General features: G+C 63.2%; 14 protein-coding genes. All 14 read left to right on the forward strand.

Annotated features, from left to right (window positions below; translation table 11 throughout):
- The 14 genes from ABID37_RS08360 to ABID37_RS08425 all read left to right on the forward strand — a co-directional run bounded on the left by ABID37_RS08360 (position 1) and on the right by ABID37_RS08425 (position 14,589).
- Positions 1-1,263 (forward strand): ABC transporter permease, encoded by a 1,263-nt coding sequence (locus ABID37_RS08360; RefSeq protein WP_354193794.1) that lies wholly within the window; start codon positions 1-3, stop codon positions 1,261-1,263.
- A 9-nt stretch (positions 1,264-1,272) separates the two neighbouring features.
- A complete protein-coding gene (locus ABID37_RS08365) occupies positions 1,273-2,181 on the forward strand; it encodes an ABC transporter permease (protein ID WP_354193795.1) in 909 nt (302 codons plus the stop codon).
- Positions 2,182-2,217: 36 nt separating this feature from the next.
- Complete coding sequence (gene speB, locus ABID37_RS08370; RefSeq protein WP_354193796.1) at positions 2,218-3,174, forward strand: agmatinase; 957 nt, start codon at positions 2,218-2,220, stop codon at positions 3,172-3,174.
- 102 nt (positions 3,175-3,276) lie between these two features.
- Positions 3,277-4,476: a M20 family metallopeptidase gene (locus ABID37_RS08375; RefSeq protein ID WP_354193797.1), complete on the forward strand. Its 1,200-nt coding sequence runs from the start codon at positions 3,277-3,279 to the stop codon at positions 4,474-4,476.
- Positions 4,477-4,516: 40 nt separating this feature from the next.
- The gene (locus ABID37_RS08380; RefSeq protein WP_354193798.1) at positions 4,517-5,821 is read left to right on the forward strand and encodes an aminotransferase class III-fold pyridoxal phosphate-dependent enzyme; all 1,305 of its coding nucleotides are present in this window, start codon (positions 4,517-4,519) and stop codon (positions 5,819-5,821) included.
- Positions 5,822-5,835: 14 nt separating this feature from the next.
- Complete coding sequence (locus tag ABID37_RS08385) at positions 5,836-6,213, forward strand: nuclear transport factor 2 family protein (protein ID WP_354193799.1); 378 nt, start codon at positions 5,836-5,838, stop codon at positions 6,211-6,213.
- 136 nt (positions 6,214-6,349) lie between these two features.
- A complete protein-coding gene (locus tag ABID37_RS08390) occupies positions 6,350-7,864 on the forward strand; it encodes an aldehyde dehydrogenase family protein (RefSeq protein ID WP_354193800.1) in 1,515 nt (504 codons plus the stop codon).
- Between the two features lie 36 nt (positions 7,865-7,900).
- Positions 7,901-9,115, forward strand: a complete 1,215-nt coding sequence (locus ABID37_RS08395) for a pyridoxal phosphate-dependent aminotransferase (RefSeq protein ID WP_354193801.1) — start codon at positions 7,901-7,903, stop codon at positions 9,113-9,115.
- Positions 9,116-9,465: 350 nt separating this feature from the next.
- A complete protein-coding gene (locus ABID37_RS08400; RefSeq protein WP_354193802.1) occupies positions 9,466-10,323 on the forward strand; it encodes an ABC transporter substrate-binding protein in 858 nt (285 codons plus the stop codon).
- Between the two features lie 88 nt (positions 10,324-10,411).
- Positions 10,412-11,101 carry an amino acid ABC transporter permease gene (locus ABID37_RS08405; protein WP_354193803.1) on the forward strand — a complete coding sequence of 230 codons (690 nt, stop codon included), beginning with the start codon at positions 10,412-10,414 and terminating at the stop codon, positions 11,099-11,101.
- Positions 11,102-11,129: 28 nt separating this feature from the next.
- Positions 11,130-11,861, forward strand: coding sequence for an amino acid ABC transporter ATP-binding protein (locus ABID37_RS08410; protein ID WP_354193881.1), 732 nt, complete (start codon positions 11,130-11,132; stop codon positions 11,859-11,861).
- A 10-nt stretch (positions 11,862-11,871) separates the two neighbouring features.
- Positions 11,872-13,077 carry an iron-containing alcohol dehydrogenase gene (locus tag ABID37_RS08415; RefSeq protein ID WP_354193804.1) on the forward strand — a complete coding sequence of 402 codons (1,206 nt, stop codon included), beginning with the start codon at positions 11,872-11,874 and terminating at the stop codon, positions 13,075-13,077.
- Positions 13,078-13,136: 59 nt separating this feature from the next.
- A complete protein-coding gene (locus ABID37_RS08420) occupies positions 13,137-13,739 on the forward strand; it encodes an amino acid synthesis family protein (RefSeq protein WP_354193805.1) in 603 nt (200 codons plus the stop codon).
- A gap of 13 nt (positions 13,740-13,752) precedes the next feature.
- Entirely contained in the window at positions 13,753-14,589 is an 837-nt protein-coding gene (locus ABID37_RS08425) for an alpha/beta fold hydrolase (protein WP_354193806.1), read from the forward strand.
- Positions 14,590-14,600 lie beyond the last annotated feature (11 nt).

The following is a 14,600-nucleotide window of genomic DNA, read 5'->3' on the forward strand; positions in this document are numbered from 1 at the left end:
GTGGCGGCCTCTTGGCTCCAGACCGCCGGCACGGATGCGTCCCGGAAAAACCTCATCCTGCGGCAGCACCGCCGCTCGCGGAGGCAGGCCCAACTCAGGGCGCTGGCCCTTGTCGCCCCGCTTTGCATCTTTCTGGCGGTGATGTTCGCCTGGCCCCTGGCCACGATGCTGACGAGAGCGGTCAGCAATGACGAATTCGGCGCGGTCCTGTACCGGACGTCCGCCTCCCTGGCCGATTGGGACGGCAAGGAGACGCCGCCGGAGGAGACCTATGCGGACCTGGCCGCTGACCTGAAGCAGGCCGGCGAAGAGCAAAAGCTCGGCCAGGTCACCTCCGCGCTCAACTTCGACTGGACCGGCGCGCGGCCGCTGATCATGAGAACGGCGAGGCAGCTCTCTTCCGAGCCCGAGAATGGCTGGAAGGAGAAGCTGATCGAAATTGCGCCCGACTGGGGAAATCCGGATCTCTGGGCCCTGATCAAGCGGCTGAGCCAGCCCTACACGTCGCGGCATTTCCTGGCGGCCCTGGACCTTCAGCAGGCGGCCGACGGGTCGATCCACGGCGTCGACGCGAACAAGGCGATCTACGTGACGCTCTTTTGGCGCACGCTATGGGTCAGCGCCGCGGTTGCCGGGCTCTGCCTGCTGCTGGGTTATCCGGTCGCCGCATTGTTGGCACGGCTTCCTCTCAAAACGTCCAATCTCCTGATGATGCTCGTGCTGCTTCCCTTCTGGACCTCATTGCTGGTGCGCACCACCTCCTGGATCGTCCTTTTGCAGGGGAACGGGGTCGTCAACGACCTGCTCGTCTGGCTCGGGATCGTCGGTGAGGGCGGCCGGCTGTCGCTGATCTTCAACGTCACGGGCACACTCATCGCGATGACGCACGTCCTGCTGCCGTTCATGATTCTTCCGCTCTACAGCGTGATGAAGGCCATCCCGCCATCCTATGTGCGCGCCGCGCTTTCGCTGGGCGCCTCTCCGGTCACCGCATTCCGGCGGGTGTACCTTCCCCAGACGATCCCGGGCGTGCTTGCCGGCACGCTGCTCGTCTTCGTTCTCGCCGTTGGCTACTACATCACGCCCGCCCTGGTCGGCGGTCAAAGCGGCCAGCTGATCTCCAACGTCATTGCCTACCACATGCAGCAATCCCTGAACTGGGGCCTGGCTGCGGCCCTGGGTTCGATCCTGCTGGTGGGCGTCCTCCTTGTTTACTGGCTCTTCAACCGTCTCACCGGCGGCCAGGGCCTGCGGATGGGCTAGGAGCGTACCATGGCACTGCCTGCACACACCTCTCTCGTCGGCCGGGTTGCGCACTACAGCTACCTGACTGTCTGCGGACTGATCCTCCTGTTCCTGATCGCACCGATCCTGATCATCATTCCGCTGTCGTTCAACACGTCGCCCTATTTCACGTTCTCCAGCGAAATGCTGCGGCTCGACCCCTCGGCCTTCTCGCTGAGATGGTACTGGGACATTCTTCAGAACGGCATGAACGACCCAAATGCGTCTTTCGGCTGGGGCTACATCGCCGATAGCTGGAACAATGCGCAGTGGATCCACTCGCTCAAGAACAGCTTCGTCATAGCCATCGCCACGACCCTGCTTTCCATGCTGCTCGGCACGCTGGCGGCGCTCGGCCTGACGAGCCCCGGCATGCCTGCCCGGGGTCTGGTGATGAGCCTGCTGATCTCGCCCATGATCGTGCCGCTGGTCATCACCTCGGCGGGCATGTACTTCGTGTTCTCGATGCTCGGGCTGACCGGAACCTTCGCCGGCCTCATCATCGCCCATACCGTGCTCGGCACGCCGTTCGTGCTCATCACGGTCGCCGCGACGCTCGAGGGGTTCGACCGGAACCTGATCCGTGCCGGCCTCAGCCTCGGCGCATCGCCGATGCGGGTCTTCTTCAAGGTCATCGTGCCGCTGATCCTGCCCGGCGTCATCTCCGGCGGGGTGTTCGCCTTCGCTACATCCTTCGACGAGGTCGTGACAGTCATCTTCCTGGCCGACTACGATCAGCGAACCGTTCCAAGGCAGATGTGGGCCGGTATCCGCGAACAGATCAGCCCGACCATTCTCGCGATGGCGACGATCCTCGTCTTCCTCTCTCTCGGCCTTCTCACGGCCGTCGAGTTGCTGCGACGCCGCTCGGACCGGATGCGCGGCGTAAGCACGTAACCACAAAGAATTACAGATAGAACTCAGGAGACATCCATGCTCGACAAGAACGACTTCCAGCCGGTTGACGCTGCGGTGACACCGCGCTTCTCGGATGTCGCGACCTTCATGCGTACCCGGCGCCACGACATCCAGCCCGGCATCGACATCGGCCTGTGCGGCGTTCCTTTCGATCTTGGCCTCAACTACCGCTCCGGCCCCCGCCAGGGACCAGCCGGCGTGCGCGAGGCATCGCGCATCATCCGCCGCATCCATCCCGTTACCGGGGTGCGTCCCTATGATCTCTGCACCGTCGCCGACATCGGCGATGCGCCGATCAATCCACTCAACAAGGACGAGTCCGTCGAGCAGATTCAGGCCTATTTCCAGGCCGTGAAGGATGCCGGCATTCGGCCGATCGCCATCGGCGGCGACCACACGATCCCGACGCCGATCCTGCGCGCGCTCGCTTCCGACCGGCCGGTCGGCATCCTGCACATCGACGCCCACGCCGATGTCATGGACACGATGTGCGGCACCAAGGTCAACCACGCCACCTTCATGCGCCGCGCATATGAAGAAAAGCTGATCGATCCCAAGCGCGTCGTGCAACTCGGCCTGCGCGGCAGCCGCTTCGGCGACGACGACGTCCAGTTCGGCTACGACATGGGCTACAACGTGATCACCCTCGACGACTACGAGGAGATGGGCCGAGCTGCGACGATCGAGAAGATCAATGCAGTGCTCGGCGACGGCCCCTTCTACATCTCCCTCGACATCGACAGCATCGATCCAGCCTACGCGCCTGGCACGGCGGTTCCCGAGATCGGCGGCTTGCTGCCGCGCGACCTCCAAGTGATCGTCCGCGCCCTCCAGGGCAGGGACCTGGTCGGCGCCGACATCAGCGAGGTCGCGCCCTGCTACGACCCGACCGGGATCACCTGCGTCACCGCCGCGAACATGATGTTCGAGATTCTGTGCGTGATGGCCAAGGCCGTCGAAAAGGCACGCTGAGACGTGAGTGGCCGGCGCGGGGCCATTGGTCCCGTGCCGGCGCTCACCGAAGCAAACATCCTGAAGGACTTTGGTTCCCAAACTGCCAGAGGCACGTCCATTATGAGCAATGAGAATGTTTTCGCCGCCATCGACAGTGCGCTCGATATCGACCGGATGGTCGCGGCCTGCCAGGAGGTCGTCAGAACGCCGAGCCTTTCCTTCGAGGAAGGCGCCGTCGCCCAGATCTATGCCAGGCACCTGAAGGACCTCGGGTTCGACACGGTCGAGATCGACCCGAACGGAAACGTGATCGGCGTGCTGAGCGGGGAGGGGAACGGCCCCTCGCTGATGGTCAACGGTCACATCGATCATGTGCCGACCGGCGACATGAAGGATCCGTTCAGTGGCGAACTGGTCGACGCCGGGCGTTGGGGTGAGGTCGGCACCGCCATCTACGGCCGCGGCACCTGCGACATGAAGTGCAACGTCATGGCCAGTGCCTATGCGCTCGGCTCCATCAGGAAGGCAGGGGTACGGCTGCGCGGCGATGTCGTCCTCGTTGCCGATGTCGGCGAGGAGGTGGATTCGCCGCTTGGCGTCCCCTCCGTCATCGCCCGTGGCGTGCGCACCGATTTCGGCCTGAACACGGAATCCAGCCGGGGCCAGGTCCATATCGGCCATCGTGGCAAGATCGATGTCGAGATCACCGTCTATGGCCGTACCTCCCATGCCTCTGAGCCCGGCAACGGCATCAATGCGGTGTTCGAGGCTGCTCCCTTCCTCGCGGAGCTGCAGAACTATGCCACGCGAATGAAGGACGACGACGTTCTCGGCCCGGCCACGGTAACCTTGATTTCCATGAAATCGGCGCCGGACAACGGCACCGCCGTCGTGCCCGACAGGTGCGTCATTCGCGTTGACCGGCGCTATGTTCGTGGCGAAACCACGGAATCCTGCGAACGCGAGCTTCGGGAAATCCTCGACGGCGTTGCCCGCGCCAGCTCAAGTTTCAAATACGACCTCGATGTCATCACCCACTACCCGCTGATGTGGGTCGAGCCTGACAACCCCGTCGTGCTGGCGGCGCTGCGCGGGCGGGAAAGCGTGACCGGACAAAAAAACGGCGTCGCCTCATGGCGCTTCGGCGTTAACGGCACCTTCATGTGCGCCGCCGGCATCCCCACCGTCGGCCTCGGCCCCGGCAACGAGAAATGGGCCCACACGCCCGATGAGCATATCCTCGTCGATGACCTCGTCGAGGCCTGCCGCATCTGGACCCGAACCATTGCCGACGTGTGCGGCGTCGCATCCTCGAGCTGACACGTTCCCCAATTCATCCAACACTCCAAGGAGGCTCGACATGAGCAGACTTCTGCAAACCGGACTGAACGCCGGCAAGGACCCGCTGATCAAGGTGGTCGATGGCGAAGGCGTCTATTTCATTCTGGCCGACGGTCGACGGCTGATCGACGGAAGCAACACCGGCGGCCCGCTGGGCCATAAGCACCCGGCCATGGTCGAGGCCATGAAGAAGGCGGCTTCCAATCCGGTTATCAACGAAGGCTGGTTCTGGGCCGAGCGCGAGGCGGCAGCCGAGGACCTTATCAACATCGCCTTCGGCGAGGAAAAGAGCTGGGTCGGTGCCGTGCGGTTCTTCCTCAGCGGCAGCGAAGCCAACGACCTCGCGCTGACGTTCTCGCAGGCGCTGACCGGGCGTAAGGAGCTCGCCACCCGCGAGCGCGCCTATCACGGCATGGCCGGCCTTGCCCGCCAGATGACGGTGCAGCCGCACTGGCATGGCGGCCTCGCCATACAGGGTGGCGGTAGCAAGCCGGTGCCGGCACAGGTGCCGGTTCGCATCATCCCGGCACCGGTCAACGCCAAATATGGCAGCGTCTCCGACAACAGGCCGCTGGCGGAACGCATGGCTGGCAGCCAGGAAATGCTGTCGTCGGTGGCGGCCACCATCATCGACTACACGCAAGGCGGTATCTACTACGATCCCGAATATCAGGACTACGTGGCCAACGCCGCGCGCAAGGCGGGTTCGCTGTGGATCGCCGACGAGGTGGTGACCGGCCTCGGCCGCAGCGGCCGCTGGTTCGCTTTCCAGGGCGGCGAAACCCGGCCGGATATCGTCACGCTGGGCAAGTGCCTGGCGGGCGGTTCGGCGCCGGCCGGCGCGGTCGTCATGTCGAAGGAAATCGTCGAGGAGATGAAGGACAAGAGCTGGCAGACCTATAGCACCTTCCGCGCACATCCGAGTGCGGTAGCGGCGATCCGCGCCTATCTTTCCGTGATGGCCGACGGCGAGATCATCCGCCGCGTCAAGACGCTGGAAGGCAGGATGCACAAGGGTTTGGTGGAGATTGCCCGCAAGCATCCCAGTGTCGCCCGCGTCGATGGCTTCGGCCTCCATTGGACGGTCGAGCTTCACGGCCCCGACTGGCGCAACTGGTATGCCGATACTGCCGAATCCCCGCTCGCCTCCCGTGTTGCGGCCCGCGCCGTCGAGGCTGGAGCCATCATCGGTACCAGCGGCGAGCAGACCTCCCTGTTCCTCGCACCGTCGTTCATCATTTCCGACGCCGAACTCGACGCCTTGCTGGCGGCCCTCGACCACGGCCTGGAACTGGCGGACGCCCAATTCGAGCGCGCGGCATAGGGAGCGGTGGCAATATGAGCACGACCAACGCGGTAGAGGAAAACGTCCGCGCGGCGACACAGGTTTACCTGGACGCCCTGTTCTTCGGCGATGTCGAGAGATTTCGCTCGATCTTTCACCCTCAGGCGCAGCTCTACTCCGCCACCGAGGGCAAGTTGGTGAACCTGAACGTTGACGCCTACATGGATCTTGTCGCCAATCGTCCGTCGCCCCACGACAAGGGAGACGAGCGGCAGGATGAGATCGTGTCGATCTCGGTCGGCAGCCCGACGACGGCGCATGTCCGCGTCAAGGACGTGTATCTGCCGAAACGGTTCGTCGACGAGCTCACTTTTGTGCTGCTGGACGGCAAATGGCAGATCGTATCCAAGGTCTGGCACTTCGACATCTAGTCCTGCAACGGCGCCCGCCCTCTTCGGGGCGGGTCGCTCCTTTCGACGCGAATGCCATTGCCGGATGGTTGCCCCGATGGGGAGCGCGAATGGCCAGCCGGATGAAATTCCACTACCACGCAAGGAACGCAGACATATGGACCAAAGCATCGGCAGCTATTTCGATGAATTTTCGGTCCCCGCCGAGGTCGCTGCGTTCGTCGATCGTACGATAGGTCACTTCATTGACGGCCACGAGATTGCGGCCAGTACCGATCAGATAGACCTGATCGAGCCTTTCACGCAGGGCAAACTGACGGGACTGGCCAGCGGCAGTGCGCAAGACGTGGATCTTGCCGTAAAAGCGGCCCGAAAGGCCCTTGCCGGGCCTTGGGGAAAGATGCCGCCGCTGCAACGCCAGAAACTGATCCTGCGGCTGGCTGAGGCGCTGGAGGCGGAAACGGATTTCTTTGCCCATCTGGAAGCTATCGACGTCGGCAAGTCGATTTCCGATGCAAGGACCATCGATATCCCAGGCGCGGTTGCGAACCTTGAATATTTTGCCGGCTGGACCAGCAAGCTCGATGGCAGGACGACCGGCGCCGTTGCGCTGCCCGGGGAGACCCTGACCTATACGGTCAAGGAACCGGTGGGTGTCGTTGCGGTCATCGTTCCCTGGAATTTCCCGTTGCAGATATTGTCCTGGAAGCTTGCGGCCGCACTGGCGTGCGGTTGCACGATCGTCTGCAAGCCGTCGGAGCTGACGCCGCTTTCGGCGATGCGGCTCGCCCATCTGGCGACCAGGGTCGGGTTTCCGGACGGCGTCATCAATGTCGTGAACGGCTTTGGCCAGGTCATCGGGCAAGCCCTGGCTGCCCATCCCGGCGTCGACAAACTCTCCTTTACCGGCTCGACCCCGGTAGGCATCGCGGTCGGCAAGACCGCCCTCGACACGATGAAGCGGCTGACGCTCGAACTCGGTGGAAAGTCCCCCGTCATTGTGACGGACAAGGCAAACCTCGACACGGCCGCAACGGCGATCCTCTCCGGAATATTCATGAATTCAGGGCAGCTTTGCGACGCCGGGTCGCGGGTCTATGCGCATGCTAGCGTTCACGACGAGCTGGTGGAGAGGCTGAGGGTCGGTGCGAAAAACCTGCCGGTCGGGCCGGGACTGGACCCCGACGCCGCGATCACGCCCCTTGTCTCGGAAACCCACAGGAAACGCGTCCTCGACCACATAAATGCGGCACATGCCGAGGGCGCGGTTCTCGTTACCGGCGAGCCCATGGATGGTAATGGCCGCCATGATGGTATCCTTCTCCCGACGATATTTGACCGCTGTACCGAAAACATGCGGATTTTCCGGGAGGAGATCTTCGGTCCGGTTCTGGGCGTGGCGCGATTTGAAACCCTTGATGAAGCGGTAGAAAGGGCCAATTCGAGCGCGTACGGCCTTGCGGCGGCCGTCTATTCCGAAAATGTCGACGAAACGATCCTGTTGGCGCGCCGCCTCAAGGCCGGAAATATCTACATCAATGCCCATGGCCTCGTGGACCCGGCGATGCCATTTGGCGGACTGGGAGCGTCCGGTTTCGGAAAGGACATGGGGCCGGAACAGCTCGACAGTTTCTTGTCCACGAAGAGCGTCTACACGCAACTTCGAAATTGAGGCCGAATGCCGGCAAACGGTGGTGAGGAGACACGGATGGAAAAGCCGCACCAGGTTGAGAACCGCAAGGAGCCGCCCCGTTTTTCGGACCATACAAGAGCCATCGCCAGCGAGGGTGCGGCGGGCTGGGCGATCGCGGATGCGGCGGCCGACGCCCTGGAAAGAGGCGAGGACGTCATAAGCCTGTGTCTTGGCGACACATCCTTCGATACACCGGGCAGGATCTGCGAGGCGGCAAATCAAAGTCTCCGCAACGGCCGGACGCACTATGCGCCTGTTCCGGGCACGCTGGACCTTCGCAAAAACGTCGCCGCCGCGCAAAAGCGGTTTGACGGGCAGGACTGGACCGCGGATCAGGCCGTGATTTTCGGCGGCGCCCAGAATGCGTTGTTCGCCGCGGTGATGACCGTGGCCGGGGCAGGGGACGAGGTGCTGTATCTGGAACCTTGGTACGCGACATATGAAGCGACAATCCGTGCCGGAGGCGCGATCGCCAAGCCGATCAAGCTTGCGCTGGAAACGGACGGCCAAAAGATCTCGGAAGACCTTCTTCTGGCCTCCATCGGGGAGAGCACGCGGGCGATCCTGCTCAACTCGCCCAACAATCCCGGCGGGTATGTTCTGGATCGGCAGGACCTCGAAGTCATTGCCAAGGTCGCCGACCGCTTCAATCTGTGGATCATCAGCGACGAGGTCTATCGCAGCACGGTCTTCGACGGCGTGTTCCTCTCGATTGCCTCCCTGCCGGGTGCCCGCGAACGCACGATCGTCGTAAACAGCCTTTCGAAATCTCATGCGATGACCGGTTGGCGGGTGGGCTGGACACTCGCGCCCCTGACGGCCGCGCAGCATCTCCAAAACCTGGCACAGTGCATGCTTTTCGGCTCTCCTACCTTCATCCAGGATGCGGCTGCGGTGGCATTGCAAGAAGCCGGGGATGAGGAAATGCGTTTCTTTGCCGGTGAGTTGTTGCGAAGGCGGGACATCATGTGTGCCCGGCTCTCCGATATGCCCCGCCTGAAGTTCACCCGTCCCGGTGGCGGCATGTTCTGCTTCGTCGACGTCAGCGCCACCGGGCTTTCCGGTACGGAATTTGCCGATGAACTGTTCAGGGCCGAAGGCCTGGCGGTCGTTCCGGGTGTCGCATTCGGGCCCAACATGAGCAACTTCATCCGGCTGTCGTTTTCCGGCTCCGACAATCTTGTCACCGAGGGGCTGAAACGACTTCACCGGTTTTGCGCCAGACTCTGACCTATTGGCCTCTGGGGCCGTTTGACGGCCAGACGTAATCGTCTCGCGTTGCTTGAGTGCGACCAGGCAAATCAAGCTGAAGCGGTGGATCGTGGCAACTGGAGCATCTGCTGCTCCGGCAACTGCCGTCCCGGGTTTACCCGGCGGCACTCCTGCTTCTGCGGCAGTTTTCTGCTCGCGCTGCCAGGTATCTTTGCCGCCCGTTCCTTTCGATGACCTTTTCACCTGACGGTTGCCCCGTGATCTCCAGAGGACGTGGAACGTCCGGCCAGAGCTACGATTCCTGTTGACTCCGCTATGCTCAGTATGATGGTATACCATAATATGGAATTCATATATGAGGGAGGAGCATGAAACAGCACCACGACACTGCACCGCGCGGCAATTTCGCGATTCATGGAATCCTGGCCGGCATCGCCTTGCTGGCGTCCGCTTTTGCGGCTCAGGCGCAGGATTGCACGCCCCGCATCGCCGATGAGCACCTGGTCAAGGCGGGCCATCTGCTCATGGCCACCAGCCCGACGCTGCCGCCGATGGCCTATGCCGACTCCGAAGGCAATCTGAAGGGTCTGCGCATCGAATTGGGCGTCGAGATCGCCAAACGGCTTTGCCTGACGCCGGAGTACATCAGCATCGAATATGCGGCGATGGTGCCGGGATTGCAGGGCGGCCGCTGGGACCTGATCGACGCCGGCCTCTTTGTGACTCCGGCCCGTCGCAAGATCCTTCTGATGATCCCCTACGAGAACCTTGCCATTTCGATCTCGACCAATTCCGGGGACACCTCGGTCACCAAGCCCGAGGATCTGGCCGGCAAGACCGTCTCCACGGATATCGGCGGCTATGCCGAGGTGAAGATCAAGGAACTGAACGCCGAATTCAAGCAGCGCGGCCTGCCGGAAATGCGCATCAGCCTGTTCGACAACTACGCCACCGTCTATCAGGCACTCCGCGCCGGGCAGGCGGATGCCGCGGTCTCGATCGACCCGGTGGCCAAGCAGTATGACGACCGCGGTGAATTCACCCAGGCCATTGCAGGCATGTATCCGACGCCCGGTTCGCTGGCCATGGTGTCACCCGAGGTCGCCCAGGCCGTTTCCGATGCGTTGAAGGAAATGAAGGCCGACGGCACGTTTGATCGGCTGATGAGCCAGTATGGCGTCAATCCGGCCGACGGCGATCTGAGCTATCTGCCGATCGAGAACTGATCGGGGCGCAGCCCTTGCGCTCCCCCGATAGGCCCGGCCGCTTCCCGGCCGGGCGCGAGACGATCTTCTATGCAAAAGGATGCATGTGGTGAAAGGCTGGAACTGGGAGGGCTTCTTCGAATACCTGACGAACTATTACCTCTTCGAAGGGGCGATGGTCACCCTTGGCCTGACGGTCTTTGCGATCAGTTCGGGCCTGGTTCTGGGTTTTTTCATCGCATTGATGCGGATGTCACGGCATCATTTCCTGTCGGCCCCCGCAAGCTTCTACATCTGGATCTTCCGTGGCACGCCGCTGCTGGTGCAGCTCATAATCATCTACACCGGCTTGCCGCAGCTCGGCATCCGCTTCACCGTCATTCAATCGACCTTGCTGGGCCTGGCGCTGTGTGAGGCAGCCTATCTGGCCGAAATCATCCGGGCGGGCATTTCGGCGGTGCCCAAAGGGCAGATCGCGGCCGCGCGCGCCATCGGCATGACCGAATCCCAGGTCATGCGTTATGTGATCGCCCCCCAGGCCATGCGGATTATCATTCCGCCGCTGGGCAACTCGGTCAACAGCGTCCTCAAGACCACCTCGATCGCCTCCATCATCTCGATGGAAGAGTTGCTGCGCCGTACGCAGGTGCTGATCCAGGAGAAGTTCCTCGTACTCGAGCTCTTCGTCGTGGCCGCGATCTACTACCTGATCATGACCACTGCCTGGGACCTGATCCAGCGCCGCATCGAGCGTCGCTTCGGCAAGGCCTATGGCCCGATGTCGGTCGGCAATCACTGAGGGAACCATCATGGCGGACAACAGACCCGTGATCGAGATGCAGTCGGTCAACAAATGGTACGGCCCGAACTTCCAGGTTCTGAAAGATTGCAGCCTGACCGTGAAGCGTGGCGAGGTGGTCGTTATCTGCGGCCCTTCCGGTTCGGGCAAGTCTACGCTGATCAAATGCGTCAACGGGCTGGAGCCGGTGGACAACGGCAGCATCACGGTGACCGGTACGGACGTCACCGACAGGAAAACCAGGCTGCCCGCCTTGCGTGCCAAGGTCGGGATGGTGTTCCAGCATTTCGAGCTGTTTCCCCACATGACCATTACCGAGAACCTTTGCATCGGGCAGGAGAAGGTTCTCGGACGCAGCCCGGCCGAAGCCAAGGCCAAGGCTGCGGCCCTGCTGGAACGGGTGGGACTGTCCGCCCATGCCGGGAAATACCCGGGCCAGCTCTCCGGCGGCCAGCAGCAGCGCGTCGCCATCGCCCGCGCTCTTGCGATGGACCCACAGGCCATGCTGTTTGACGAGCCCACCTCGGCGCTCGATCCCGAGATGATCAACGAGGTGCTCGATGTCATGGTCGCGCTGGCGCAGGAGGGCATGACCATGATGGTTGTCACCCATGAGATGGGTTTTGCCCGCAAGGTGGCGGACCGGATCGTCTTCATGGACCAGGGCGAGATCGTCGAGATCGGCGACCGCGGAACCTTCTTCGACAATCCGAAGACTGAACGCGCCCGTTCCTTCCTCTCGAAAATCCTGGTGCACTGAGGGCGGCGACATGATGCAACAGTCGATCAACCGGGTGCTGGCCCCGCGCGAGTTGCTGATCGGAGGCGGCGCGCGCCACCGGCTGGCGGGCCTGCTGAAATCGCTTGGTGTCTCCCGCCCGCTGCTGGTCACCGATCAAACGATGGTTACGGTCGGCCACGCGGCCGCAATCACCGAAGGCCTGGTGGCGGAGGGATTGAGCTTCGGCCTGTTTGCCGATGTGGTCGAGGACCCGACCGATGTTTCCGTCGCCGCGCTGGTGGTGCAGGCCCGCGAAGGCGGCCATGACGGTCTGGTCGCCCTTGGCGGCGGCAGCGCCATCGACACGGCCAAGGCGGCAGGCATCGTGCTTTCGACCGGCGAGCCGCTGAACGCGCTGAAGGTACCGCGTATCGTCGATCAAGACGTGTTGCCTCTGGTGGCCATTCCGACCACGGCCGGCACCGGGTCCGAGGTCACCCGTGCTGCGGTCGTCACCGACGTGGCGGCAAATGAGAAGATGCTCATCCTTGGCACGGCGGCGCTGCCCGCAGCCGCCATCGTCGACTACGAACTGACGCTGACCTGTCCTTTCCGGGTGACGGTGGATACCGGCATCGACGCTCTGACCCATGCGCTCGAAGCGCTGGTGAACCGCAACGCGAACGCGCATTCGGACGCCTTGGCGGTTTCGGGCCTGCAACTGATCGGAGCCCATCTGGAAACGGTGGCGCAAGAACCTGCCAACCGTGCTGCTCGTGAAGGAATGATGCTGGGCGCCACCCATGCCGGGCTGGCGGTATCGAACACCTCGACCGCCCTGATCCATGGCCTCAGCCGGCCGATCGGTGCCTTCTTCCACGTCCCGCATGGCATGTCCAATGCCATGGTTCTGCCGCTGGTCACGCAGTTTTCGCTGGCGCGGGCGCCGGGGAAATATGCCATGGCAGCGCGGGCGCTGGGCATTGTGCCGCCCTCCACGGGCGACACCGAGGCCGCCGCTGCACTGGTCCCGGCCTTTCAGGCGATGAACCGGCGACTGAAAGTGCCGACGCCGGAAGGCTTCGGCATCGACCGCGCCCGCTACATGGAATTAATCCCCGAGATGGCCCGTCAGGGGCTGGCCTCGGGAACGCCGAATAACAACCCGCGCCTGCCAACACCCGATGAAATGGCGCGCCTTTATGAACTGGCCTTCACCGGCGGGCTCGATCCTGCCCTCCCAGCCACCGCCTGATCCCATCTCCCGGGCCCGGTACAGGGCTCGGCCAGCACCTACTGTTGACGGAGCGTGTCATGTCCCTGGAAATCCGCAAGACCCTGTTGCAGGTCGAAACCACCTTGATCGAGGGCGGGCGTCCTGCTCGCCAGCCGCTGAGGTTGTTCTCGGCCTTCGCGGTGATTGCCAATCCGTGGGCCGGGCGCGGCTATGTCGAGGATTTGAAACCCGAAATCCACGCCGTCGCCCCGGAGCTCGGCAAACTGCTGACCGGTATGATCATCGACGCCGTCGGTTCGGGCGAGGCGGTCGAGGCCTACGGCAAAGCCGCCGTGGTGGGCCTGGACGGTGAACTCGAACATGCCAATGCGCTGATCCACACCCTCAGGTTCGGCAACCATTACCGCGGCGCGGTGGGGGCAAAATCCTATCTCGCCTTCACCAACACCCGGGGCCCGGCGAATGCGCCGATCATGATCCCCCTGATGGACAAGAACGATGAGGGACGCCGTTCGCATTATCTGACGATCCAGAGCGCAATTCCCGATGCCCCGGCCGCAAACGAGATCGTGGTGGCGCTCGGCGCCTCGGTCGGCGGGCGGCCGCATCACCGCATCGGTGATCGCTATCAGGACCTGAAGGATCTGGGTCAGGACGCGTCCAATCCGGCCGGTGTCTGAAAGGCGCAAGACGATGGAAGCCGGGGTTCAATCCCTTTCTCTGCCGGACTGCGTCGCCGCGGTCCGGGAAATCGGGCGGCGCCGGACACCGGCGGGCACCGCCTATACGATGGCCGGCGAAGGGGAGACGCTGGTGCTGATCCACGGGGTCGGCATGCGGCTCGAAGCCTGGGCGCCGCAGATCCTGCACCTGGCGAAAACCCGCAAGGTGATCGCCCTGGACATGCCCGGCCATGGGGAAAGCGTCGCCCTGCCGGTCGGCAGCGGGCTGAAGGATTTCGTTGCCTGGGTCGGCCGCACGCTGGAGGAACTGGGTGAAGCCCGCGTCAGTCTGGCAGGGCATTCGATGGGGGCGCTGATCGCCGGCGGCGCGGCCGCAAGCCTGCCGGACAGGATCGCCCGCGTGGCCTGCCTGAACGGCGTGTTTTGTCGTGAGCCGCAAGCCAAGCGTGCCGTGATGGAACGCGCCGCGGCCATCTGGACCGAGGGCGTCGACATCCTGGGCCCGATGCGGCGCTGGTTCGGCGAGGATGCGACCGGGATTGCCGCGCGCGATCTGGTGGTCCGCTGGCTTTCGGCGATGGACCGGCGTGCCTATGCGATAACCTATACTGCCTTTGCCACCGGCGACGAGACCTTTGCCGAGGCCTGGCCAAGAGTGACCGCGCCTGCACTGTTCCTGACCGCCGATGGAGACCCGAACTCGACCCCCGAGATGACACGGCACATGGCATCCCTGGCCCCTCGCGGCAGGGCCGTGGTGATCGAGGGGCATCGCCATATGGTGAACCTGACGGCACCGGACAAGGTAAATACCGAACTGGAGCGCTGGCTCTCCGAGCCGGTCTGATAAGAACGACG

It is taken from the genome of Aquamicrobium terrae (assembly GCF_040545735.1).
Classification (GTDB): Bacteria; Pseudomonadota; Alphaproteobacteria; order Rhizobiales; family Rhizobiaceae; genus Mesorhizobium; species Mesorhizobium terrae_A.